Source organism: Pediococcus sp. (genome assembly GCF_003533255.1).
GTDB classification, from domain to species: domain Bacteria; phylum Bacillota; class Bacilli; order Lactobacillales; family Lactobacillaceae; genus Pediococcus; species Pediococcus parvulus.
In genome coordinates this window covers 78,593-102,764 of record NZ_DOEM01000001.1, presented here as the reverse complement: position 1 = coordinate 102,764, position 24,172 = coordinate 78,593, and the positions used below count along the sequence as shown (strand labels likewise).

Sequence of the window (24,172 nt, the reverse complement as noted above, 5' to 3'; positions counted from 1 at the left end):
GATTAAATGGAGATTGAGAAAAATAACCGCATTAATTTTCTGTTTGAATTTTACGGGAGCTTATTAACCAAAAAACAGCGTAATTACATGGAACTTTATTATGCCGATGATTATTCACTAGGCGAAATTGCGGAAAATTATACTGTAAGTCGGCAAGCAGTGTATGATAATATTAAGAGAACAGTTCAAATTTTAGAAGATTACGAAGAAAAACTGCATACTTATGGCAATTTTTTGGCGCGCAATCACCAAACGGATCGTTTAATGGACTATGTTAAAAACAATTACGCACAAGATAAAACGCTTCTACAATTAGTAGATAACCTAGAATCAATTGAGGGAGAATGAAAGGTAGGGACTAATCCATGGCTTTTGAAAGTTTAACAGATCGACTTCAAAATGCTTTTAGTAAATTAAGAAAAAAAGGTAAAATTTCCGAAACGGATTTACGAGGAGCAATGCGTGAAATTCGGTTGGCCTTATTAGAGGCCGACGTTAACTTTACCGTTGTTAAAAACTTCGTTAAAACAGTTCGTGACAAAGCAATTGGTGCGGATGTCTTAAAGGGCTTAAATCCAACTCAACAGATTGTCAAAATCGTTAATGATGAGTTAGTTAAAATCATGGGTGATCAAGCTGTTGACTTAAACAAATCACCTAAAATACCAACAATTATCATGATGGTTGGTTTACAAGGGGCAGGTAAAACTACTACTGCTGGTAAATTAGCTTTAAAGCTAAAAAATGAACAAAAAGCGCGGCCATTGATGATTGCAGGGGATGTTTATCGGCCTGCCGCTATTGACCAGTTGATCCAAGTTGGACAACAAATTGATGTGCCCGTTTTCCAGTTAGGTACTGATGTTGATCCCGTTGAGATTGTGCGTCAAGGTTTGCAAAAAGCGGATGAAGAAAATAATGATTATGTCATTATTGATACTGCCGGTCGTTTACAAATTGACGAAAAACTGATGGATGAACTTTCTCGAATCAAAGCATTAGCTCATCCAAATGAAATCCTGTTAGTTGTCGATGCCATGACTGGTCAAAATGCGGTCAATACAGCTGAAGGTTTTAATAATCAGTTGGATGTGACGGGCGTTGTCTTAACTAAGTTAGATGGTGACACCCGTGGTGGTGCTGCTCTTTCAATCCGCGCGGTGACTGGTAAACCAATTAAGTTTATTGGGCAAGGCGAAAAGATGACTGATCTCGATGTCTTCCATCCAGATCGAATGGCTTCCCGAATTTTGGGGATGGGCGATATGCTCACCTTGATTGAAAAGACTCAGAAAGAGTACGACGAAAAACAAGCCCAAGATGTGACCAAAAAGATCCGGGAAAATAGTTTTGACTTCAACGATTTCGTTGATCAAATGGATCAAATGCAAAATATGGGATCTATGGAAGATATCATGAAGATGATTCCAGGGATGGCCAATAACCCTGCTTTAAAGAACGCTAATATTGATCCTAAAGATATGGCTCATATGAAGGCGATCGTACTATCAATGACTCCTGCTGAACGGGAAGATCCAAACTTGTTGAACCCAAGCCGGCGTCGTCGGATTGCTGGTGGGTCTGGTCGACCAGTGGTTGAAGTTAACCGAATGATTAAACAGTTTGGTCAAATGAAAAAAATGATGAACCAAATGTCTAAAGGTAACTTCAACGGTATGGATGGTTTGTTGGGTAAGGGCGTAGGTGGTCGTCTCTCGAAGATGGCGATGAATTCCATGGTCCGTAAGGTCAAGAAAAATAAGAAAAAACGTATGAAGAAAAATCGGCGAAATAAGTAGGATTAGGCCAATAAATTCAAAGCTTTCTGTAAGAGCACTGCGATATTTGGTATAAAGTGCTGATGATTTTGGAAAGTTTTTAGATGAAAATAGTGATTAAGGTTGCTAGTTGGAGTTTAAATACAAAATAAAAGATAGAATATGTTCGTCTATTTAGATGCTACATATTCCAAGAGATGAAGCACCCAGAAACGAGATTAGAAGTCGTTTCTGGGTGCTTTTTTATTTATTTGGTAATTTTTAAGAAATTACATGGTTTAATGGTTTCTTCTCCAGAAAAATACTTGGATAGGTTTGTAGAAGCTGATGCTAGTGCAATCACTATGCACCGTAATTGCAATGAAGATTTGTACTACTTAATAACTAAGATTAATAACTTAGGTATTGATAGGTATTGATTCAGGTATTACGTTGAATCCAGTTTCTTCTCCAGAGTCAATAAAATATTTATTGCCATTAATTCATCGTGTTTTGGTTAACTTGCCTAGATCGAGTTGGTCAAAAATGTTCTTATAATGAGCCAAAAAAGTTAACTGGCTCGATAAAAAACGAAAGAATGGTAATTTGAACTATAGAATTGCGGTTGATGGTGGAATTAAAAGTAGCAACATTCAAACTTTCATGTGCGCAAATTGCGATGACTTTGTTTCTGGTAGCTGTATAGTAAAATTGAAAACTGCTAGAGAAAATCTGAAGAAACTTTTGAGAGTGACTGATAATGGATAAAATCAAAATTAATGTTAAAAAATTTTTGCCGATGGTAATGATCGCTCCGTAATTGTTGCCCAGTGTTTGGTAATCGACTTATGCAGTTAAAAAATGATTTGTATATAGTAGTTTCGGGTTCGGTAGCTAATCCAGAAATAATTGACAGAATTAAAAAAGCCAAAAAAAGCTGGTAGTAAAGTAATGATAATTGTTGCAAATATGTCGAGTCCTTTGCTCAAGCTATCTGATCACTATGTGTTTATAAAATCCGATAGTAAGAATACTAGTTCAAAAAGTTCCATTCGGCCGATGGGATCTTTGTTCGAATTCTTTATATGGAAGGACTGATTCTTCAGTTAAAAGCGCAGTTACATCAAATTGAAAGGAATATGCAAAGGCGACACACAAATATAGAGTGAAATGAAACTTAAGTTATAAAGACGCAATCAAACTCGTGAAAATGGCTGCGCTTTTTTATGCACATATGTTAGCATGTAAGCGATTGCGTTGCTTCGAAACAGGGGGTGAATTTGATGTTAATTAATGAAATTGATGACTATATTGAAAAAATGAGTAAAAATTTAAGTTTTAAGACTTCAAATGCTTTTGAAGTTTCTAAAAAGTTTAAATTAAAAAGAAATACAGCAAGTCACTATTTAAATCTACTGGTTCATTCAAAAAGATTACTGAAAATAAGTACTAGACCGGTTATTTTTATAGGAAGGGAATGGTTTTTGAATAATGGCGGTAATGGTGAATTGGATGGTTTTCAAAGCTTAAGAGATTTGCATGATTTTATGAAGAAAAATCAAAAAAAGGACCCCTTTAGTGAAATCATTGGTCATGATGCTTCTCTATATCAAATCTTGGAACAATTACGGGCTGCTGCTATGTACCCTGGTAAAGGGTTGCCAACAATATTAACTGGAGAAACTGGATCCGGAAAAAGTTATTTGGCAAAAAAGTTTTACGAGTACTGTGAAGAAAAATCTTTGGTTTCAAGTGATGCGCCATTTATAAGTTTTAACTGTGCGCAATATGCTGATAATCCGGAGCTGTTAACCAGTTCATTATTTGGATATAAAAAGGGAGCTTTCACGGGTGCAGAAGAAGACCACGTTGGTATATTTGAGCAAGCACAAAACGGAGTTCTTTTTTTGGATGAAGTGCAGAGGTTATCAGCACATGGTCAAGAAAAATTATTTACATACTTGGACGATAGTGTAGTTTATCGAGTTGGTGAGGCAACGCATCCTCGGCAACTCAATGTGAGGTTACTTTTTGCAACAACAGAATCTCTTGGTAGTTCTTTTCTTAAAACGTTTATAAGAAGGATACCAGTTAAAATTAAAGTCCCAAGTATTTATGAAAGAACTTTATCAGAGAAAAAGGAGTTAATTTGGTCATTCTTTATGGCGGAAAGTAAAATTGTCAATAGAGAATTCAAAATTTATCCTGAGTTGATAGATGAATTGGTTAAAGTTCGATACAAGGATAATATTGGTGGTATGAAATCTAAAATCAAGAAAATTGTTGCAATGTCAATTATTCATGATAATGGAGATCTATTATTGAAACCAGAACAATCAAAGAAAATTTCGTTTCACAAAAATCAAGAAGAACTACAGATCATCACACCTCAAACGACGTTACCTGATATAATTTCACAAAAGGGAAGTAATGATAATGCACTAAATAGAATGATTTCTTTAATCACAAATTCAATATCTGCGGGTGGGGAAACTATGGATTTCGGAGAACTAGCATCAAATTGCTACAATGCTGTAAATGATTTTAACGATTATCTTGTTTTTAAACACGCTCAGTCAGATATGCCAATTAATTATTACTCTACTGAGATTAATCGAATTATTGATTTTTTTCGAGACGATTATAATATGAAATTAGATGGAAATACAGGTATTGTGATTGGTTACTATTTATATTTTAAAAAACATTTGAATTGGCAAATCAAAAACGAAAGTATACCAGTTATAAATACCATTAATCAACGTTTAATTGAGAATCTCGGACTCTCCGATCATGTTTTAAATAGTTTTATTAACAGTATTACTGAGAATACTGGTGTTGTATTAGATGAAAGTGATAAATTATTTATTCTCGGAAATTTGTTGGAAAAACATGTTAAACAAAACAATATTACAACTCACGGACTTATATTAGCCCATGGATATGCCACTGCCAGTAGTATTGCTAATGTCGTTAATAGGCTCTTGAAAAATAATATCTTTGATGCAATTGATATGCCGATAAACTCTGATACTAAAGAGATGGCTGAGAAGATTGAATATTATTTTAGGAATGATGAACATCGTAAGGACACATTGGTTTTTATAGATATGGGTTCTCCAGCGGACATTGTAAGAAAACTAGAAATGAAGTTGGGTTTTACAGTTGGTTTGATTGATAACGTGTCAACATTAATGGTGGTGGATGCGGGAGAAAAAATGACACACGGTATTTCATTAGAACAAATTGTTAAAAAAATACCTGATCATTGTATTCAAAGTGGTAAGATGCTCTATCAAAAAAATAAAAAAGACTTGATAATCACAACTTGTTTGACTGATATTGGTACAGCAAAACAAATTCAAAAATTATTGATAGAAAGTTTACCTCAGAGTATGTTGTCAAATTTGTCTGTAAAATCATTTGAATATGATGCATTAATTGATTCAGATCAAAGGGTCTACACTTTCTGGTATTGGTGAATAACTAATACCAGAAAGTGTAGACCCGGTTTTATTATGGCTTAGTTCCATATGTCGTTGCTATTTTTTAGTAATCCGAAAGTCAAAGTTGATTTTCCTGAATAGGGTGCGGTTTTTCATAAAAATATCCTTGACGAATATCAATGTCAAAAAGATCAATAAAAGCATCAATTTTTTCGTTTTCGATTCCTTCAAGAATAAAACGAACTTTGTGTTTCTTAGCAAAACCACGCCAATAAATGATCCGTTGTTGAATTTCTGGAAAGTAAACTGATTGGCCAAAATTTTGAAGGGCAAACTTTATTTCATTAGTATATGGAATGAGAGCTCTTACCTGATCTTCTGTATTAACCCCACAATCGACATCATCGATTGAGATGGTCATGCCTTCTTCAATGAATTGTTTTAACTGATTAATAATGTCACATTCCTTAAAATGATTTTTAGTCTCATCTTCAGTCAACTCAATTTGAATTTGTACAGGACGTAACAGTTTTTGAATTCCAATCAGTGCATCAACTATTTTTTGATTCATAAGTTGGGTTCGGTTGAGGTTGACGGACAAAAATGGTACTTTACTATAAAGTTGCTCAGCTATTTTGATGATTTCATCCGCCACTATTTCAGGGGGTAAACTTGTGAAGTTTGTAACTGGTCCCCAATTTGAACCAACTTGTTTGCGAAGTAATAGTTCATAGCCGACCACAGACTTATTATATTTATTAATGATTTGTTGAATAAAATATTGATACATTGTAAGGCTCCTATACAAAAATCATTGGTTAGTTACTTCTTTTAAAGAAAAAAGACCCGCAATCTTGACTTTCTCAAGTACGGGTCGTCACTCTTAATGCACTTTGAGAAACTTAAATTATGTAAAATTGCATTTTTGAGTTGAGCAAATATAATTAACACTGTTAAAATACCATTTTTTGTTTAAAAATGCAATAAGAATCGGGAACTATCTATAGTTCGATTGCTTTAATTACTAAATTAATAACCTATTTTAATAATTCCAACCATGACATAATTGAGGTGTGACGTGGGAAAGAAAATGGCGTTTCTGGATTAACTAATTTTCAACAATAAAATAAAGCACTTAGTTTGACTGGGATGATCCGGAACTATGAATTCCAAAGAAATTGTTTAATAAAAACTGCCTGTAAAGAAAAAAACCTTTACATCTAAATGAATAACTGGTATATTATTTAACGTGAAATAAAACAGGAGGTGTTGACATGTCTGTAAAAATTCGTTTGAAACGAATGGGTTCAAAAAAGCGTCCTTTCTACCGTGTGGTAGTTGCTGATTCTCGCTCTCCACGTGATGGTCGTTTTATCGCCCAAGTTGGTACTTATAATCCATTAGTTAATCCAGCTGTAGTAAAATTAAATGAGGAAGACATCTTAAGTTGGTTAAGTAATGGTGCTCAACCATCAGATACCGTTAAGAATATTCTTTCAAAAGCTGGAATTATGAAAAAGTATCATGAATCAAAGCTTGCTAAGTAATCGGCATTTTTAATTATGAAAAATGTAGAAACTTTAATCTTAACAATTGTTAAACCACTTGTTTCGTATCCGGAGCGAATTACAATTGAACGATCAGAATCCGATCGCTTTTATGAATTTCATTTAAGTGTGGCTGATGAAGATGTTGGCCGAATTATCGGTCGACATGGTCGAGTTGCTCAAGCAATTCGGAACGTTGTTTATAGTTTTCGTTTCCATGGCGAAAAACGAGTTCGGTTAGTGATTGAGGATGGCAAATCAAAAAACTCTTAAACGAAATGTTGATTTTGTTTAAGAGTTTTTAGTATATTACGAGGTAAATTATGCAATATTATAAAGTGGGTACCATTGTCAATACACATGGCATTCAAGGCGAAGTAAAAGTGTTGCCAATTACTGATTTTCCTGAAGAACGTTTCAAAGCTGGCAAGCAACTATTCTTGTTTTCTCCCAAGGATGATGCCACTCCCGTACAAACTTTAAAAATTAAAAAGTCCCGTCAACAAAAACAGGTCTATTTACTTCAATTCGATGGCTTCGATTCAATTAATGATGTTGAAAAGTATAAACGATTTGAGTTGAAGGTTTCCGAAGATGACCGGAAGAAATTGGGCAGTGATGAGTTTTATTATGATGACATCATTGGTCTTAAGGTATACGACGCAGATGATCAGTTGCTTGGAACGGTTTCTGAAATTTTGTCTCCGGGAGCTAATGATGTTTGGGTCGTTAAACGCGCCGATAAGGACGATTTGTTGTTACCATATATTCATCAGGTAATTAAAAAGGTTGATTTGGATAATCAGCGAGTTACAGTTGAACTCCTGGAGGGGCTGGATTCATGAAAATTGATATTTTAAGCCTTTTTCCAGATATGTTTAGCGGTCCCTTACATCAATCGATTGTGGGAAAAGCCATTGAAGACCAGTTGCTTGATGTCAAGGTAACCAATTTCCGCGATTTTTCTAGTGACAAACACCATAATGTCGATGATTACCCGTATGGTGGTGGGGCGGGGATGCTCCTTCAACCTCAACCCATTTTTGATGCAATGGCCGCTGTAGAAAACGATAATGCTAACTTACCAAAGGGGCGAGTGGTCATTTTAGATCCCGGTGGTAAGCAGTTTGACCAAAAAATGGCGGAGTCTTTTGCGCAAGAAGCACACTTAACTTTTATTTGCGGTCATTATGAAGGCTATGACGAGCGGATTAAAACATTGGCTACGGATGAGGTTTCATTGGGTGACTATGTGCTTACAGGTGGGGAACTTGCTGCAATGGTAATGATTGATGCCACCGTGCGCTTACTACCTGGAGTTTTGGGGAATAAAGAGTCGGCACCTGGAGATTCTTTTTCAACTGGTTTGTTAGAATATCCGCAATACTCACGTCCGGCTGATTTTAGAGGGATGCAGGTTCCCGAGGTATTATTGAACGGGAATCATCAATTAATCGATCAATGGCGCCAAAAACAGGCTTTAAAGCGAACCTTATTAAAACGTCCGGACCTTTTGAAAAAAATAAGGCTGAGTAAAGAAGACTTAAATCTCCTCAATGATATAAAAGCAGAGTTGAGTGAACCTGAAGCAAAAAACTAGAACAGCTTTACAGCCAGTAAGTTTTATGATAAACTTTTGATTGGTCTGTTAAGACTGAAGAAAACAATATTCCGCTGTTCAACAAGGATAAGAATGTTGATGAAAGGAAGGTTTCTTAAATGAATCCATTAATTAACAAAATTACCGAATCACAATTGCGTGATGATATTCCTGATTTCCGTGCTGGAGATACAGTTCGTGTGCATGCCCGTGTTGTTGAAGGTACTCGTGAACGTATCCAGTTATTCGAAGGTGTTGTGATCAAACGCCATGGTGTCGGAATCAGTGCTACTTATACAGTTCGTAAGATTAGTAATGGTGTGGGCGTTGAGCGTACATTCCCATTACATTCACCACGAGTTGCTAAGATTGATGTTATTCGTCATGGACGTGTTCGTCGTTCTAAACTTTATTACTTACGTGCTTTACATGGTAAGGCTGCTCGTATTAAAGAAGACCGTCGTTAATATAGACAAAAATGCAAACCTTAAGGGTTTGTATTTTTTTATGACAATTTACTTAAATCATGATTAAGGTTTACCTATTTGGGTTGTCTACTGTTCCAAACTACACTAATATCAATAATTATCATGCAGATCGTAAATGAATCTGTTTAACTTGGCGTAGTTCGTAAAAAAATCGGGGGAACAAGAATGAAACACAGGGGTATTGCGTGGTTAGCGATGTTAGCTATGGTGTTATATTTATTACTTGGTAAAAATTACCAAGTAGCTGCCAAAAACATTGCGACCGATTTTAAACAACAAGTCACTCAAGTTTTTGCGGATATCAATCCAAAAAAAATCACTAAAAACTACGAGATTGCGACTGAAACAAGCAAAGTCACCATGAAATCAGTAAGTAAAACTGCAACTCCAATCGAAAGTGTCGTTCAGGGGCACTCGTTATCAAACGTGTATTACTATCGGTTTGCAACCACTATTCCTAGCAACGTAAAAAAAGTATTTAAAGAGGCAGTTAGTGAATACAACCAAACTGGTATTGTGAAGCTGGTGGCCCGAAAAGGGACCCAAAAACAAAATCAAATCCTTTTCTCCACCTACAATAAAAAAATGACCACTGCAAATCAAGGTACAATTGAATTGGGACACGGTGGTCCTGAAGTGATTCAGCAAACGGGGATGAATGCATACACAGTTAATCATGCAAAGGCAAGTTTGAATGTTCGTTACGCAGAGTCCGTTCAGCTATCAGTGGCAGTCCACGAATTGGGCCATGCCTTGGGACTTGATCATAGTAGTAACCGAAATTCTGTAATGTATCCAGTAGATCAAGGAGAAACTAGCTTATCTAGTGGTGACCTTGAAGGATTGAAAGCAATCTATAATAATTAAAGTATATTTAACATAGGGAAGGACTGACTAGTCATGACACATTTTATGCTGGTAACCACTGCATCAAATACCAATATTGCTTTCCTGATTGGTGGCATTATTTTTGTCATCCTCTTTTTTAAACTCATTATGAGTTTTTTGAGATTCTGTTTCCGGCATCCCTTTATTTTCATCATCTTATTATTATGTGGCGGGCTTGGGTTTGTTTTTAACTTTTTATTAGGCGGAATCATCATTTTAGCCGTCATTGTGGGCTTTATTGCATTTATGATTCTTAGCGAGTTTAATAGTTAAGCAGCAACAAAAATTTTGAAACAAATAGTTGTTTAGAATAAGCCAAATTGAAAAATTGAGGGAAAATGTTTTCTCTCAATTTTTTTCTTTTCTCTAGTTGTTTTATATTCGTACTTTATACCTCAAACTAACAGACTTTGCTTTCACTTTAAGCAAAGTTGAATTATAATAAGGGCAGTTAATGAAAACGCTTTTATTGTTAATCTTCTGTTTCGTAATTAATAAAGTCAGAAATTAATTATACAAGGAGGTAATATTATGAGTAGTCGCGATACTGCAAATGTTTTATGGTTTAACGAATTACATCGGGAAGACGTTAATCTGGTAGGGGGCAAATCTTCTTCACTGGGCGAAATGACTTCTTCGATGGATGTGCCAGTGCCGTATGGTTTTGCAACAACCGCTCGAGCTTATCGGTACTTCATGCACAAAACCAAATTGAATGATAAAGTGAACGACTTGCTTGAAAGCATTAAAGATTATGAAAATTCAGATGAACTGCACAAAACCTGTGAGCAGATTCGTAACTTAATCGTTGAGGCGCAGATGCCGGATGATCTGGCAAACGATATTAAGCAGGCTTATAGTGATTTGGCAAAAAAGATGGGTCAAGAGGATCCTTTTGTTGCCATCCGTTCTTCTGCAACAGCTGAAGATCTTCCTAATGCATCATTTGCAGGTCAACAAGAATCGTATTTGAACATTAAAGGGGCTGCAGATGTTGTGAATCGAGTCCAACAATGTTATGCCTCACTCTTCACTGATCGTGCGACCTATTACCGTCACAAACAACATTTCCCTCACGAGAAGGTTGCCCTATCAGCGGCAATTCAAATGATGGTCTTTTCCAAGGCATCGGGCATCATGTTCTCTGTGAACGTTGCGAATGGCGACGGCTCCAAGATTATGGTCGATGCAATCTATGGTTTGGGCGAATATATTGTCCTTGGTAAGGTAACACCAGATCATTTTGTCATTGATAAACAATCGATGAAGATTGTCGAAAAAGATATCCTTAAACAGACTGTTGAGCTAGTCCGTGTGGCAGATGGTGGGACCGAAGAACAAACCGTACCTACTGAATTACAGGAGCAGGCTGCACTGACAGATAGTCAGGTGATTGAATTGGCTGGTTACGCTAAGGAGATCGAGCGTCACTACGGGTGTTACATGGATATGGAATACGCCTTGGATACTAATACGAATCGGCTGTGGATTGTCCAGGCACGGCCAGAAACTGTTTGGTCACAACGTAAGAAAAATAAAGATAATGCTATTGATGGTAGTAGCAACGTGGTTACAGAAGCTGATGCTGAAATTGCGGTTCGGGGACTAGCAGCCAGTCCTGGGGTCGCCAGCGGCGTTGTGCATGTCATTGACAATCCGAAAGATATTGATCAATTTAAACAAGGCGAAGTTTTGGTAACCGTCATGACTTCACCTGATTGGGTTCCAGCCATGAAAAAGGCAGTGGCAATCATCACGAATAATGGCGGAATGACTTGTCACGCGGCCATTATTTCCCGTGAAATGCAGATTCCTTGTATTGTTGGGACAAGAAGTAAGAATACAGTTGCAACCGAAGTGCTTAAAACGGGTGATGTCGTGACTGTTGATGCTAAAAACGGGGTTGTTTATCGTGGTGAAGTAACCAGCATGCTCAAAAAGGCCACCCCAGAAACAACCACAACTGGTCAGGTCGTGGCGGCAGAATCGTTTGCACCAACTGCTACGGGTGTCATGATGAATTTAGGTGATCCAGGGCTAGTTGATAGGTACGCTTCGTTACCGGCTGACGGAATTGGACTGATGCGTGAGGAGTTCATCTGGACCTCATATATTCATGAACATCCTTTGTATTTAATTGAAAATGGTCAGGCAGACAAGGTTGTTAATATGCTTGCTGAAGGGATTGCTAAAGTAGTTCGCGCAATGGCACCTCGACCAGTTGTACTGCGATTCTCAGACTTCAAATCAAGTGAATACCGGAACCTAAAGGGTGGCGATAAATATGAGCCACACGAATCTGCTGACTTATTAGGTTGGCGGGGGGCTTCAAGGTACTACGATCCTAAGTATATTGATGCCTTCAAACTTGAACTAGCAGCGGTTAAGAAGGTTCGGAATGAATTTGGGCTGAAGAACCTAAATGTAATGATTCCATTTGTCCGGACGGTGACTGAAGCTCAAAAAGTAACAGCCATTATGCGTGATGAAGGCCTGGTTCGCAGTGCTGATCTTAAGGTTTACATGATGGCAGAAATTCCATCAAACATCATTCTTGCGGATCAATTCAACCAGTTTGTAGATGGTTATTCGATCGGATCAAATGACTTAGCAATGCTAATTTTAGGTTGTGATCGGAATAATGATACGGTTGCCAGTCTTTTTGATGAACGTGACCTTGCTGTCAAGCGGGCGATTCGTCATCTGATTGTGACTGCGCATAAGGATGGCAAGACTGTCTCCATTTGTGGACAAGCTCCTTCAGAATATCCGGAGTTTACGAACTTCTTGATTCAAAGCGGGATTGATTATGTTTCAGTTAATCCTGATATGGTTAAGGAAACTAAACGCAATGTGGCTCATTTTGAACAGCGACTTATACTTGATAAAGCGACTGGACGTGGCCTACAGGATAAAACGGATTACAATTGGTAATAATTTTTGCTGATAATTGGCAATAAAATTATGAGATTGGGGAAAATTCCCTCAATCTCATTTTTGCTATCTATATTTAAAAAGCAGCGGAAAAAAGTTCTTCCTGCTGCTTGAGTTTAGTAATATTCAGTTTAATTTACACCCTAAGATGATCATAGTGGGCGATTAATTATAGATTCATATCTTGCTTGTAGTTTAACGGCGACATATCTGTCATTTTGGTAATCAATTGGGCAGTTAATTTCTGCATAGCTTGCAAGCCAATTGCTGCATTTTGATTACTTTGACTGGTTAAATAGTTTTCTAAGGCTTTGCCATCCAAAGTTAATGCCATTTTGTCACTGATGTGCAAGTTTTGAATCAGTTGCTGGTTGATTTTATCTTGCACATCTTCCAGTAAGGGCCCAAATTCTAAGTAGTGAGCGTCAACTAGAATGCCAGTTTGCTTGTAAATCCAATAGGCAGAGTCTACTTGATAGGTTTCGGAGCCTTTCTTGTAACTAGCCGGCGTATCCTTTATTCCGGCGTAAAACGGAATATACAGACTTTGAGCGGCAACCCCCATTGCAAGCCAATGAATCCCAGCAATTTCAGGAGGTAAATTAGGGCGCAGTTGGAGAATATGCGATTCTTGTGTTTTAGCAAGACTAATTGGTCGATATAAAGTTTGTTCATGTTTTGAACCGACACCAATTGGATCAAACGGAGTTCCTTGGAAATGGGAACTTAAAATTTGCTCAGCATCATCAACTTGTATTAGTTTTTCTGCGCGGCGAATGAAAGGCAGACTTTGACTCTGAGGTTGTTGGTCAATACTTGGATTAAGAAGTTTTTGACCATACCAAACTCGTGGCGTGTTATAAATCTCGTCTGACAAGTCGTTCGTGCCAAAAATTTCACGAAAATTAAAGCCATTTCGATGCGGGTTTAAATGATTTTGATTCACGAAGTCTTTTAAACCTGAGACAGTCATGAAATTGTCTTGATCATCAAAATCGATTTCTTGAATAGATAATTGATTAGCCACCACAGCATATGCGTCATCAGGGATGCGTTGTGCCACCCATTGATGACCGGCTGCCGTTTCCATATACCAAACTTCAGTTTGATCTGAAAACAAAATTCCGTTTGTTTCGGAAGTCCCGTATCTTTCAACAATGTTACCCAGATAAGTGATTCCTTCACGAGCGGTTTTAATATAAGGAAGTGTGACGGTTACCATGGCCTCTTCGCCTATCCCGTTTTCAACTAGTGGATCGGCTCCTAAAGCTTGATTGTTGGTATAGGCACTCTCAGTTGCGCTCATGGCCACGCCATACTCATTAATGCCATCTTCTTCAAACAAGCCAAACTTGTCAGTCCATTCAGGGGTGGCCGTGTATTTGGCAGCAACCTTAGGGAGATTGAGCGTAAAACCATTATCGGTTGATTTGAATGTTTGGGGTTCTGAGAATTCACGATGAGGATGGACCACAAAATGTTTTGGCCAAGCTGCCCGTGAATCTTCATTGCGACCGATCAAGGTGGAACCATCTGCGGTTGCTAGTCGGCCAGCTAAAAAACTTGTACAAGCAGAATATTTATTAGTTTGATTTATCATTAGAATTTCTCCTGTTCCGGTGATTATATATAGTTTACATTCTAGCATAAGTTGAGTTTGAAATTTTTGAGAATTCCTGCGATAATGGTAAACAACATTGAGGAGGAATTCAACATGCCATTAGTTCATATTGATCTTATTGAAGGACGTTCAACGGACCAGTTACGCCAATTAGTTAAAGATGTCACGTCTGCAGTTTCAAAGAATACCGGTGCACCAGCAGAACACATTCATATTGTCTTAAATGAAATGCGCCCTGACCGTTACAGCGATGGTGGGGTTTTAAGAAGTGATGAGAAATAGTTATCGATAAAAAAATGGAACTAATTTTACAAACAATCATTGAAATCTCAGGATTGTTTTGAATCAGTTCCATTTTTAGTTAGTTAGCCAATTTTAAGTAAGATTCCAGGTATTTGGCTAAACCATCATGATTATTATCAAATTCAGTGACATCATTTGCAATTGACTTAATCGTTGGGGTGGCATTTTGCATCGCCACACCACGACCAGCATAGGCTAACATTTCAGCATCATTGTGTTCATCACCAAAGGCCACAATATTTTGCCGATCAATATGATATTGTTTTGCAATGTAGGCCACAGCCTTTGCTTTTTGAATACCTTTAGAAACAACTTCTAGAACGCTATTTGGGCCTCCCCAAACACCCACATCAACTTGTTGACCATAATGATGTAAAACTGTATTTCGAACAACTTGTTCTTGGTTGGGTGTGACAAACAGAATCATTGAAGCGGGGTTGTGAATCAGTGAAGTTTTTGAGAGCAATTGATCTTCACTTAAAGTTGTTGGAAAGAAATTTAAATCTGAAGGTGGCAAGTGATTAGCCAGATACGTGTGTTTACCCTCAGCTGCGATCATCTCAAGTTGCAATTTTTGTTGATTCTCTAACATGTCAAGCACAATTGCCTTGCTGATGGTGCGTTTGTACTCGCCTTGCCAATGTTGGTGGGGAATGTGAGTGAGTGCTCCGTTAAAGTTAACCATCGGTGTTTTTAACTGCAATTGATCATAGATGGTTTCTGAAATACGGTAGGGACGGCCGGTGACAATGCTGACAATATGGCCGGCTTCAGTGACGTTTTTGATAACTTCAATCGTTTTTGGTGAAACTTGATTTTGACTATTTAGGGTAGTTCCATCAAGATCAATGGTGATTAATTTTTGTGGCATGTCATTCACTCCAATAAGCTTTATAATAAAAGATAATGTGTCTTAATTTAAATTAACACAGTTTAAAGTCGGATGCTATTAAATTTAGAAATGAGTGAAAATATGCAGTTACCAGAGGCATTTATAAAAAAATATTCAAAATTATTAGGTGAGGAAGCGCCGGCCTTTTTGCAATCTTTCGATAAAGAGGCCACCAGAGGATTTCGCGTAAACCCGTTGAAAGCCCAGACCAAGCCCCTTGATCATTCAATTGAGGATGCTATTCCGTATTGTCCGTTTGGCTATTATGGTTCAGTCAGCGGTAAAACGCTTGATCACCAAAGTGGTCTAATATATAGTCAAGAGCCAAGTGCTATGTATGTAGGAGAAGTAGCTCATCCGCAACCCGGCGACAAGGTTTTAGACTTGTGCGCAGCTCCCGGTGGTAAAACGACGCATCTGGCCAGTTATATGAATCAAAGTGGTTTATTAGTTTCAAATGAAATTAATCGGAAACGGGCTGGAATTCTTGCTGAAAATGTAGAGCGTTTTGGCTTACAAAATACAATTGTAACTAATGAATCACCAGATACACTTGAAAAACATTTTCCTGAATACTTCGATGTTGTCGTGGTGGATGCTCCTTGTTCGGGTGAGGGGATGTTTCGAAAAGATCACGAAGCAGTACAATACTGGACGCCTGAATATCCATTATCCTGTGCAAATCGACAAAAAAAGATTTTGCAAAGTGCGTTAAAAATGTTGAAACCAAGTGGCAGATTAGTTTATTCTACCTGCACTTTTGCTCCTGAAGAAGATGAGCAAAATATTGCCTGGTTGTTGCAAACCTATTCAGATTTGTGGGTTTTACCGATTAAGAAGTATCCAGGGATGGATGATGGGCGGCCAGAGTGGGCTGATAATAATCCAGAACTTGCTAAGACTTCAAGAATTTTCCCGCATAAAATGCGTGGAGAAGGTCATTTTATTGCCCAGTTGCAAAAACAACCCAGTGAGTCCACGGTAAAAGATTTAAAACCGCAAAAATCTAACGTGTCTAAGGCACAAAAACAGGATTGGCATAAAGTGGCAGATAAATTGTTGGTAAATCCGATTGAAGATGCCAGATTATTAGCATTTGGAGATTATTTATATGCGATGCCGGGCAACTTGCCAGATCTTACAAAACTTCAAGTCATTCGACCGGGTGTCAATTTAGGTGTGTTTAAGAAAAATCGCTTTGAACCGTCTTTACCATTGGCATTGTCTTTTAAACCCACTGATTTTCAAAAACCAGTTTTAATTACGCAAGAGCAGTGGCAAAATTACGTGCATGGGGATACTTTTTCTGTAGTAGATGTTGAAAATGGCTGGCATGTCTTAATCAGTCATGAGCTGACGGTTGGATTTGGTAAAGTAGTCAATGGGGTCGTTAAGAATTTCTATCCAAAAAAATTGCGGTTTGAGATTAAAAATTAAGTTTATGGCTTGATTAAAAAAGTTACGACAAAATTGTCGTAACTTTTTTAATTGATTTCAATTTTTCGTTGTCCACAATAATCACGTAACGCGGCATCAAAAACTAAATTTTGACAATTTAATTGTTTAATGCTTGAAGCACCTTGCAGGGTTAACAAATCTGCTAGCTGTTCTTGCCAATCCGTGATCATTTGAATAGTCTGTTCTTCACCTTCACGAAGGAGGGAATGTAAGATTTTTCCGGCAATTCCAACCATTTCGGCTCCTAAAGCAAAGCTCTTTGTCATGTCTAGAGGCGTTCGAATGCCACCGCAGGCCAAAATATGGAGCTTATTCTGCAAAGCCTGAGATTCCAACAAAGATTCCACGGTAGTAATGCCGTAATCTTGAAGGTAGCCGTATACTTTGTCATGCCGGCGTTCGTTTTCGATCTTTACGAAATTAGTTCCACCATGACCGGCCACATTAATTGATTGAACCCCGATCGCTGCAAGTTTTTGCATAGTTTGTTTAGTCATGCCAAAGCCAACTTCTTTAACAATAACAGGAACGGAAACGGACTGAACAATTTCTTTAATGTTTGTTAACCAGTTAAATTGACGATCTCCTTCAGGCATCACAATTTCTTGGGCCGCGTTGATATGAACTTCCAACAAGTTGGCGTCAATCATGTCGATCGCCTTTTGCGCATCAACGGCCGAGTGATTGGCACCAATGTTTGCTGCAATAACGCCATCTGGGTTGATTTTGCGAACAGTTTCAAAGGTAGATTGTAAAGCGGGCTGTTTTAAGGCGACACTTTGAGAGCCAACGGCCATTGCCAAATGAGTAGCCTTAGCAATCCGTGCCAAACTTGCATTTAGTTTGCCGGTGTATGAACTGCCACCAGTCATTGCCTCAATATAAAAAGGGCAATCAGTCACGATTCCCCCAAATTGGCTTTTTAAATTAATTTGAGCTTTATCGATTTCAGGAAGACTATTCGGTAGTATGCGAACCTGCTGGAAACCAGCCTTAGCTTGATCTTGGTAGAAATGTTCTGCTAGAGAAACATGTTCATCTTTTCGATGGGACTGAATATCTTTCATAGCTTGTTCTCCTTAAAGTTCAGTGACGTTATGAACGTTAAACTCTAATTGTTTGATACCCTTATCATGCCAAGTTTTTAGAAGATTTTCGATGGGACGATTTTTATTGATTAAGACGATTCCACAATCACCACCACCCGCACCGGAACTTTTTGCAGCCCCGCCGGCGTTTTCAGCATCTTTAATCATTTCTTTTAAAGTTGAGGTTTCAATTAATACCTGACTAAAATCAGCTAATTTTTTTAAAATGGCACGATTTACACGTAATTGGTGCTGAATAACGGCAATCGATTGGTCATGAAAACCGCGGATCATTTCTTTTAGACAAGCTTTACTTTCCTGCAAAAAGACCTGATATTCATGCTGATCTTTTACTTTACCCATGGCGACCTTGTCAACCAAATGAGAGGTTGAAGCAGGAGAACCAGTCCAGCCAATCATCAGTTTTAGATCATCGGGTGGGGTCAATAGTTCAACATCCAATCCTGGCCAAGGTTTTTCTAACAAGTCCATTAAAGAAGTTTGGCGACGTTGCGCAGATAACCAATCTCGGTTAAAGGAATGATACGCAATCCAGCCGCCATAAACACTAGCAGCTATGTCACCAAGGGATCCATTGCCTTGAACATCGAAATGCGCAATAGCTGCTAGCTTAAATAAACTGTCCTTGGTTAAAGGCAGGTGATAAAATTTGGCCAAAGCTTTGATGGTTGCCACAGTTACGGCAGCGGAACTGCCTAAACCATATTTTTTGCCATCTGCGCTATTAAGGTCACTGTTTATATATAAATTATAAAGTCCCAAGTCTTTGTGAAGATTGCTGGCGTATTCTTCTGTCAAACTAATTGCAGAAAGGATGTAGTGAAACAGATTGTCACGATTATCAAAAATCATCTTAGAACCTTGTCGACGCCAAGAAATTGAGTTTTCGTGATATTGTTCAGAAACGATCCGACCAACATTTTCTGTTTTTTCAATTGAAGCCGAAACAAATTGATTTAATGCCACAATAATGGCAGGGTATCCTGACTCTACAACTGCATATTCACCAGCGATGTAGAGCTTCCCAGGTGCTTTTACCGTAATCAATGGATCATGTCCCTTCAAAATTTTAATTAATGTTTATCGGTACGTCACGCCAGGTCCAGGTTTGCAACCTAATAACTGATTGTGACCCATGATTGGTTCTAATTTTTCCATAATCAAATCGTTATCAGATGAGGCGCAAATTATCTTAACATTAGGACCAGCATCAACGGTACTATAACATTCTACACCTTGTTTTCGGATGTTGCGAACAGCTTCAATAATTGCAAGCGTTTGAGGTTGGAAATAAGTAAAATTGGGAACGGCTCCAAACGTTGTCGCGTGCATGCGCATTGCATTGTTTTCGGCGATTGCGCCCAACTTTGCTAAGTTTTTGTTAAGGATTGCTGATTTCATCGGTTCGATGTCTGCTTGCGCGCTTTTTACCCAGGCTGGAAAGAAAGGGGAAGTTTCAACAACCGCTTGCATCCCATTTGTACTACTGACTTTCTTTTGAGCTGTATCTACAAGAGCCGTAATTAAATTAATATCCCAGTCAACAGGTGATTGAATACTTTGTGCATATGAGCTTTGATCATCATGACCGGCATGCCACTGTACGAAACCACCAAAAATTGAACGGGATGCCGAACCGGAGCCGTGACGAGCCAAAATGGAGAGTTCTTTATCAGTGAGGTGTAAGTTTGCAGCTTTTGCACCAGCCGCAGCTAGGGCAGCAAATGCCGATGCAGATGAGGCAAGGCCAGCCGTTGTTGGAACATGATTGGTTGAATGAACCACAGCACTCGCTTTAATCCCGCTTTTTTGCCGAATCAACTCTAAAACGCGTTTAGCTCTTTTTAAACCCGATCCTGTCAAAGGCTGATTATCTACCAAAATTTCATCCTCTTTTATAGATGATGTAAATTCGACACTGGTATCCGTATAAAACTTATTTAGAGTTAAAGAAATGCTGTCGTTGTAAGGTAAAATCAAGTTTGAATCTTTTTTTCCCCAATATTTTAGGAACGCAATATTCGTATGTGCTCTAGCTGTGATCATGGTGATCTCCTTTGCGATTCAGCGTGACGAGAGGTTCAATCCAAGTATGAATTGCGCCGTGTTTTTCCAATACTGTGGCAATTTTTTCGGCCGAAGGTTTATCCGGTGTTAACGAAATCAAGCAACCACCCATGCCACCACCAGTGAGTTTGGCACCTAGTGCACCGTTAGAAAGAGATAAATTTGCAAACAGATCTAACGTAGGATGACTGACACCTAATTTGGATAAAATAGTTTGAGAACGGTTCATTAAAAGACCCAATTTTTTTGAATCGCCAATCGCTAGACAATGACGGGCTTGTTTGGCATATTTTCCAAGAGATTCAATAGCTGCTTCAGCCTGAGGATCGCTGGCCAATTGGGATTTTACATGTTGAACAGCCAGACCCGTTTGCCCCATAATGCCTGTATCCGCAATAACTAAGAATGTATTTTGTTTAATGGGAATGGCTTGAGGGCGGCGGCCCCGAACAAACCAAATTGGGGTTTGTGAACTCACGGTGGCAGCGTCTAAGCCACTGGGATTCCCATGGATGTATTGCTCAGAAACATCAGCAAGGCGCAATAATTCAGTATGAGATAACGGTTGTTTAAAAAAGTGAAAAAAAGCACGGACAATTGCGACAGCAGTGGCCGCCGAAGATCCCATTCCACGTTCGGCTGGAATTTCACTGGTTATTGTTAGTCCAAACGGCGTTTTTTCTTGATTTAATTCAGTTAAAACGGTTTTGATTAGTAATTGGATACCAGTTTGACTTTCAGGCATTTCTGATAAAAAGCCAGTAAAATACCGACTTGAAACTTGTTGGCCTTCACTAGAAGATTTAATCGACACAACGGTTTTTATTTTCGAAATTGGTAAACAAATTGCAGGTTGCCCGTAGACAACACTGTGTTCACCAAAAAAAATAATTTTAGCATGACTTTGACCAGTCGTTGATTTTTGCAAAGCGTTCGCTCACTTTCAAAAACACTTAATTTAAGATTTTATTTAGCAATAACTTTTTTTATTTTTAGTCTACCTGTTTTAGATTACATAAACCACAAACAAACTTACATTTTACCATATTTTTATATTTAGCAATCTTGTTGCTTTATAGATCAGAATTAGGTCGAAAAGGTGAGTTTAATTTTAATTTCTGGTAACAGAAGTCAGTAAGCATTTATGCACTGGCATGAATGTAGTATCATTAAAGATATGAAACAAACATCTTATGAGTTAACTGGTGAGAATATGGATTCTAATACAACTTATGCAGTCGTAGATATCGAAACCACAGGGACTAATTTGAATGATAACGAGCGGATAATCCAAATTAGCTGTGTTTTTGTTAAAAATCATAAAATTATTAATACTTTTGCAACGGACGTTAACCCAGAAATGGGGATTCCAAATGCCATTCAGCAACTGACAGGAATTACCAATCGGCGTGTTCGTAAAGCCCCTTTATTTGACGACATTGCGCCAACCTTGTTTGGGCTTTTTTCTGATACCGTTTTTGTGGCGCACAATGTCAATTTTGACTTTCCGTTTTTAAATTATGAATTTGAACGCGTAGGTTATCCAGCTTTAACCATTAAAGCGGTTGATACGGTTACGTTAAGTCAGATTCTATTGCCTAGTGTGAATGGTTATCGTTTGCGAGACTTATCGCGGTACTTTGGAATTAAACATGAACATCCACATTCTGCGGATAGTGACGCACTTGCGACAGCTAAACTATTTATTATGCTGATGAAACGATTGGCAGAATTGCCATTATTAACGTTACAACAGTTGAACATCCTGTCTGGAAGTTTACCTCGACAAACCGCAGAATTAATTAGTGATGCATTTGAACGGAAACAGAAGAATCCGGGGACTTTGCCCGATTACTTAATGGTTAAGGAAAACATTGTCATGCGGGTGCAACGAACAAGTTTTACTGACGCGACAACTGAGCAACTAGGGCGTTATCCGCAATCTAAGAAGGCCAAGTTAGCGCTATTTAAAGGTGATTTGGGTTGGCGGAGCGCCCAGTCACGAATCATGAATGCAATTTATGCAAACTACAAGAATCCCGATCCTAAAGCATTAGTTATTGAAGCTCCCACGGGAATTGGCAAAACAATTGCGTATTTGTTACCGTTTGCTTATTTGGTCATTCAAAATCAATTGCCAGTCGTTATTAGTTCAACAACGACTTTATTACAATCTCAGTTGATGGAAAAGGCCATTCCTATTTTGAGTAAAATTTTACAAATCCCGATGAATGCCACCCTAGTGAAGGGGAGTAGTCACTATATTGATTTGGCAAAATTTTCACAACAGCTTAACGAGAGTGACCCAGCCAATCAAAGTCGTTTGATTAAAATGAAACTGTTGGTTTGGTTGACCTATACAAAAACAGGTGATTTAGATGAACTACATATCAATAATCACAAAATTCCTCTATTAAATGAAATTCGTCACCAGGGAATTGCTAGTTTAGATGCGACTAACCCGTTTTATGAGCTTGATTTTTACCAGCGCGTCATTCGAAAAGCTCATATTTCACAGATTGTGGTGACTAATCACGCATTTCTTTTGCGGCACGCAGATTTACTTGGCAATAAAGCTCATAAACCCTACTTGGTTGTGGATGAGGCGCAGCGTTTTGTAAACACGATTTTACAAGAAAATCGGGTCACATTCGATATTAATCACTTGATGAGTATGGCACATAGTGAAGTTAGCCATCTTAAGATGAATCAAGGAATTAATCGATCACCAATTATTCAAAGTGATCCAATGGGAAGTTTTCATGTTCATCAAATGGCCGATCATTTAGAAACAATTAATCAATTAATTGCTAGTTTGCAAGAGCAATTGTTTAAACGTTTTTTGGCCCGTCAAATGCCAGCCGAAACTAACAATTTGCCATTTCAACATGTGATAACCTATCCGGAACTGCAAACTTTTTACGAAGCTAATAAACGAACTATTCAAAGTTTACAAGAAAAATTTACTTCTGAAATTCTGGAGTTTGAAGCCCTTAGCAAAATCATTGAAAAACAACAACAAAATTTACTTGAGTCTGAAGTACGGACGTGGATTAAATTGAATAATAGTCAACTTGAAGTTGAAGAACAATCTCAAATATTTTTACAAATTTTTGGATCGTTTTTTAAACCCAATCAACGTAATAAAGATGCAGATTTTTACTGGATTCAAGTTGGACCACGACATGATGCTGGTAGTGTGAGTTTATCGCAGGGAATTATTGAGAGTGCTAATTATATAAAGAATCAGGTTTATCCTTGGTTCCAAAAGCCAACTTTAATTGGGGCAACGTTGTTTTCTAACAGTCGCTCTAAGTATTTCTTGAATCAAGTTGGATTAGCAACGGCTTCAACCACTGTAAAAAAATATAGTAGTCCGTATAATTTTGCCAAGAATGCACTCTTGCAGGTTGCTAACGACGGTCCTGTGATCAATGAAATTGATGCAGACGAATATGCCCAGTATTTAACAGATGCGATTTATCAGTTAGCAAAAGTGACACCTGGAAAAATTCTAGTTTTGTTTAATTCTTTGGCAACAATTAGAGATGTTTTCAACCGTATTCAAAGAACTGACTTAGGACACAAACGCCGAATTTTGGCTCAAGGCGTGAATGGGACAAAATCAAAATTGACACGAGAATTTTTGTCTGGTTCCACTAGTGTGTTGTTTGGCGCCTCTAGTTTCTGGGAGGGGATGGACTTATCAAATGGTAAACTTGATTTATTAATTATAACGAGGTTACCGTTTGATTCTCCGGACGAAATTTTTACTAAGGCGGAGACCAAACTGCAAAAGCAAGCACATAAAAATCCATTCATATCGGCATTATTACCAAGAAGCATTCTCAGATTAAAGCAAGGGATTGGGCGATTAATTCGTTCCGAAAAAGATTATGGGGCAGCTGTCATTTTAGATCGCCGAATTCTTGATAAGAGTTACGGAAAGACTATGCTTCACAGTTTGCCCGAGAACATGCCAGTACAGAAGTTGCCGCTAAATGAACTAAATGGCGAACTTGATAAATTCTTTAAGAAACATCACTAACTAGAGCCTGATAT

22 protein-coding genes and 1 pseudogene are annotated in these 24,172 nt (G+C 38.1%); 16 read left to right on the top strand and 7 right to left on the bottom strand.

Annotated features, from left to right (window positions below):
* Positions 1-6 precede the first annotated feature (6 nt).
* From DD627_RS00460 to DD627_RS00450, 5 genes and pseudogenes are all read left to right on the top strand, one after another.
* Entirely contained in the window at positions 7-348 is a 342-nt protein-coding gene (locus DD627_RS00460; protein WP_260274411.1) for a putative DNA-binding protein, read from the top strand.
* Between the two features lie 17 nt (positions 349-365).
* Positions 366-1,799, top strand: coding sequence for a signal recognition particle protein (ffh, locus tag DD627_RS00455; RefSeq protein ID WP_260274412.1), 1,434 nt, complete (start codon positions 366-368; stop codon positions 1,797-1,799).
* 176 nt (positions 1,800-1,975) lie between these two features.
* Entirely contained in the window at positions 1,976-2,197 is a 222-nt protein-coding gene (locus tag DD627_RS09170) for a beta/alpha barrel domain-containing protein (protein ID WP_147206655.1), read from the top strand.
* Positions 2,198-2,333: 136 nt separating this feature from the next.
* Positions 2,334-2,525 (top strand): annotated as a pseudogene (locus DD627_RS09165) (ribulose-phosphate 3-epimerase); the annotation flags it as partial.
* A 515-nt stretch (positions 2,526-3,040) separates the two neighbouring features.
* The gene (locus DD627_RS00450; RefSeq protein ID WP_260274413.1) at positions 3,041-5,239 is read left to right on the top strand and encodes a sigma 54-interacting transcriptional regulator; all 2,199 of its coding nucleotides are present in this window, start codon (positions 3,041-3,043) and stop codon (positions 5,237-5,239) included.
* Between the two features lie 82 nt (positions 5,240-5,321).
* On the opposite strand, the gene DD627_RS00445 is transcribed toward DD627_RS00450, so the two are convergent.
* A complete protein-coding gene (locus tag DD627_RS00445; protein ID WP_260267585.1) occupies positions 5,322-5,993 on the bottom strand; it encodes an EAL domain-containing protein in 672 nt (223 codons plus the stop codon).
* A gap of 484 nt (positions 5,994-6,477) precedes the next feature.
* Between DD627_RS00445 and rpsP the strand changes: the two genes are divergently transcribed.
* From rpsP to ppsA, 8 genes are all read left to right on the top strand, one after another.
* On the top strand, positions 6,478-6,750 hold the full coding sequence (gene rpsP / locus DD627_RS00440; RefSeq protein ID WP_046870580.1) for a 30S ribosomal protein S16: 273 nt from the start codon (positions 6,478-6,480) through the stop codon (positions 6,748-6,750).
* 15 nt (positions 6,751-6,765) lie between these two features.
* Entirely contained in the window at positions 6,766-7,023 is a 258-nt protein-coding gene (locus DD627_RS00435) for a KH domain-containing protein (protein ID WP_057782411.1), read from the top strand.
* Between the two features lie 50 nt (positions 7,024-7,073).
* Positions 7,074-7,595, top strand: coding sequence for a ribosome maturation factor RimM (rimM, locus tag DD627_RS00430; RefSeq protein WP_260267582.1), 522 nt, complete (start codon positions 7,074-7,076; stop codon positions 7,593-7,595).
* On the top strand, positions 7,592-8,350 hold the full coding sequence (gene trmD, locus DD627_RS00425) for a tRNA (guanosine(37)-N1)-methyltransferase TrmD (RefSeq protein WP_260274414.1): 759 nt from the start codon (positions 7,592-7,594) through the stop codon (positions 8,348-8,350). Before rimM ends, trmD begins: the two co-directional genes overlap by 4 nt.
* A 119-nt stretch (positions 8,351-8,469) precedes the next feature.
* The gene (gene rplS, locus DD627_RS00420; RefSeq protein WP_057782405.1) at positions 8,470-8,817 is read left to right on the top strand and encodes a 50S ribosomal protein L19; all 348 of its coding nucleotides are present in this window, start codon (positions 8,470-8,472) and stop codon (positions 8,815-8,817) included.
* A 186-nt stretch (positions 8,818-9,003) separates the two neighbouring features.
* A complete protein-coding gene (locus DD627_RS00415) occupies positions 9,004-9,705 on the top strand; it encodes a M57 family metalloprotease (RefSeq protein WP_260274416.1) in 702 nt (233 codons plus the stop codon).
* Between the two features lie 33 nt (positions 9,706-9,738).
* Positions 9,739-9,999: a hypothetical protein gene (locus DD627_RS00410; RefSeq protein WP_260274417.1), complete on the top strand. Its 261-nt coding sequence runs from the start codon at positions 9,739-9,741 to the stop codon at positions 9,997-9,999.
* A gap of 258 nt (positions 10,000-10,257) precedes the next feature.
* Positions 10,258-12,660 carry a phosphoenolpyruvate synthase gene (ppsA, locus tag DD627_RS00405; protein ID WP_260274419.1) on the top strand — a complete coding sequence of 801 codons (2,403 nt, stop codon included), beginning with the start codon at positions 10,258-10,260 and terminating at the stop codon, positions 12,658-12,660.
* 169 nt (positions 12,661-12,829) lie between these two features.
* Here the strand turns inward: ppsA and DD627_RS00400 are convergent, their stop codons facing one another.
* Entirely contained in the window at positions 12,830-14,260 is a 1,431-nt protein-coding gene (locus DD627_RS00400; protein WP_068807296.1) for a C69 family dipeptidase, read from the bottom strand.
* Between the two features lie 84 nt (positions 14,261-14,344).
* Between DD627_RS00400 and thmT the strand changes: the two genes are divergently transcribed.
* Positions 14,345-14,563, top strand: coding sequence for a 2-hydroxymuconate tautomerase (gene thmT / locus DD627_RS00395; protein WP_147206650.1), 219 nt, complete (start codon positions 14,345-14,347; stop codon positions 14,561-14,563).
* 79 nt (positions 14,564-14,642) lie between these two features.
* Here the strand turns inward: thmT and DD627_RS00390 are convergent, their stop codons facing one another.
* Positions 14,643-15,455 (bottom strand): Cof-type HAD-IIB family hydrolase, encoded by an 813-nt coding sequence (locus DD627_RS00390; RefSeq protein ID WP_260274420.1) that lies wholly within the window; start codon positions 15,453-15,455, stop codon positions 14,643-14,645.
* Between the two features lie 102 nt (positions 15,456-15,557).
* Here DD627_RS00390 and DD627_RS00385 point away from each other — a divergent pair, with 102 nt between their 5' ends.
* Complete coding sequence (locus tag DD627_RS00385) at positions 15,558-16,913, top strand: RsmF rRNA methyltransferase first C-terminal domain-containing protein (protein WP_260274421.1); 1,356 nt, start codon at positions 15,558-15,560, stop codon at positions 16,911-16,913.
* A 47-nt stretch (positions 16,914-16,960) separates the two neighbouring features.
* Here the strand turns inward: DD627_RS00385 and fni are convergent, their stop codons facing one another.
* The 4 genes from fni to mvk are packed head-to-tail and all read right to left on the bottom strand — an operon-like array spanning position 16,961 to position 21,038.
* The gene (fni, locus tag DD627_RS00380) at positions 16,961-18,001 is read right to left on the bottom strand and encodes a type 2 isopentenyl-diphosphate Delta-isomerase (RefSeq protein WP_068807290.1); all 1,041 of its coding nucleotides are present in this window, start codon (positions 17,999-18,001) and stop codon (positions 16,961-16,963) included.
* A 12-nt stretch (positions 18,002-18,013) separates the two neighbouring features.
* Complete coding sequence (locus DD627_RS00375) at positions 18,014-19,090, bottom strand: phosphomevalonate kinase (RefSeq protein WP_260274423.1); 1,077 nt, start codon at positions 19,088-19,090, stop codon at positions 18,014-18,016.
* 33 nt (positions 19,091-19,123) lie between these two features.
* Positions 19,124-20,089: a diphosphomevalonate decarboxylase gene (gene mvaD / locus DD627_RS00370; protein WP_260274431.1), complete on the bottom strand. Its 966-nt coding sequence runs from the start codon at positions 20,087-20,089 to the stop codon at positions 19,124-19,126.
* Positions 20,076-21,038, bottom strand: coding sequence for a mevalonate kinase (gene mvk / locus DD627_RS00365; RefSeq protein WP_260274432.1), 963 nt, complete (start codon positions 21,036-21,038; stop codon positions 20,076-20,078). Before mvk ends, mvaD begins: the two co-directional genes overlap by 14 nt.
* Positions 21,039-21,287: 249 nt before the next feature.
* Between mvk and DD627_RS00360 the strand changes: the two genes are divergently transcribed.
* Positions 21,288-24,158 (top strand): helicase C-terminal domain-containing protein, encoded by a 2,871-nt coding sequence (locus DD627_RS00360; protein WP_260274433.1) that lies wholly within the window; start codon positions 21,288-21,290, stop codon positions 24,156-24,158.
* Positions 24,159-24,172: the final 14 nt, after the last annotated feature.

Excerpts from the sequence above, each read along its gene's own strand:
- rplS (WP_057782405.1), top strand. The coding sequence starts at position 8,470 with ATGAATCCATTAATTAACAAAATTACCGAATCACAATTGCGTGATGAT.
- ffh (WP_260274412.1), top strand. The coding sequence starts at position 366 with ATGGCTTTTGAAAGTTTAACAGATCGACTTCAAAATGCTTTTAGTAAA.
- DD627_RS00390 (WP_260274420.1), bottom strand. The coding sequence starts at position 15,455 with ATGCCACAAAAATTAATCACCATTGATCTTGATGGAACTACCCTAAAT.
- thmT (WP_147206650.1), top strand. The coding sequence starts at position 14,345 with ATGGTAAACAACATTGAGGAGGAATTCAACATGCCATTAGTTCATATT.
- DD627_RS00410 (WP_260274417.1), top strand. The coding sequence starts at position 9,739 with ATGACACATTTTATGCTGGTAACCACTGCATCAAATACCAATATTGCT.
- DD627_RS00415 (WP_260274416.1), top strand. The coding sequence starts at position 9,004 with ATGAAACACAGGGGTATTGCGTGGTTAGCGATGTTAGCTATGGTGTTA.
- DD627_RS00360 (WP_260274433.1), top strand. The coding sequence starts at position 21,288 with ATGAAACAAACATCTTATGAGTTAACTGGTGAGAATATGGATTCTAAT.
- ppsA (WP_260274419.1), top strand. The coding sequence starts at position 10,258 with ATGAGTAGTCGCGATACTGCAAATGTTTTATGGTTTAACGAATTACAT.
- DD627_RS09170 (WP_147206655.1), top strand. The coding sequence starts at position 1,976 with ATGAAGCACCCAGAAACGAGATTAGAAGTCGTTTCTGGGTGCTTTTTT.
- rimM (WP_260267582.1), top strand. The coding sequence starts at position 7,074 with ATGCAATATTATAAAGTGGGTACCATTGTCAATACACATGGCATTCAA.
- trmD (WP_260274414.1), top strand. The coding sequence starts at position 7,592 with ATGAAAATTGATATTTTAAGCCTTTTTCCAGATATGTTTAGCGGTCCC.
- DD627_RS00385 (WP_260274421.1), top strand. The coding sequence starts at position 15,558 with ATGCAGTTACCAGAGGCATTTATAAAAAAATATTCAAAATTATTAGGT.
- DD627_RS00445 (WP_260267585.1), bottom strand. The coding sequence starts at position 5,993 with ATGTATCAATATTTTATTCAACAAATCATTAATAAATATAATAAGTCT.
- DD627_RS00435 (WP_057782411.1), top strand. The coding sequence starts at position 6,766 with ATGAAAAATGTAGAAACTTTAATCTTAACAATTGTTAAACCACTTGTT.
- fni (WP_068807290.1), bottom strand. The coding sequence starts at position 18,001 with ATGAAAGATATTCAGTCCCATCGAAAAGATGAACATGTTTCTCTAGCA.
- DD627_RS00400 (WP_068807296.1), bottom strand. The coding sequence starts at position 14,260 with ATGATAAATCAAACTAATAAATATTCTGCTTGTACAAGTTTTTTAGCT.
- DD627_RS00460 (WP_260274411.1), top strand. The coding sequence starts at position 7 with ATGGAGATTGAGAAAAATAACCGCATTAATTTTCTGTTTGAATTTTAC.
- DD627_RS00450 (WP_260274413.1), top strand. The coding sequence starts at position 3,041 with ATGTTAATTAATGAAATTGATGACTATATTGAAAAAATGAGTAAAAAT.
- mvaD (WP_260274431.1), bottom strand. The coding sequence starts at position 20,089 with ATGATCACAGCTAGAGCACATACGAATATTGCGTTCCTAAAATATTGG.
- rpsP (WP_046870580.1), top strand. The coding sequence starts at position 6,478 with ATGTCTGTAAAAATTCGTTTGAAACGAATGGGTTCAAAAAAGCGTCCT.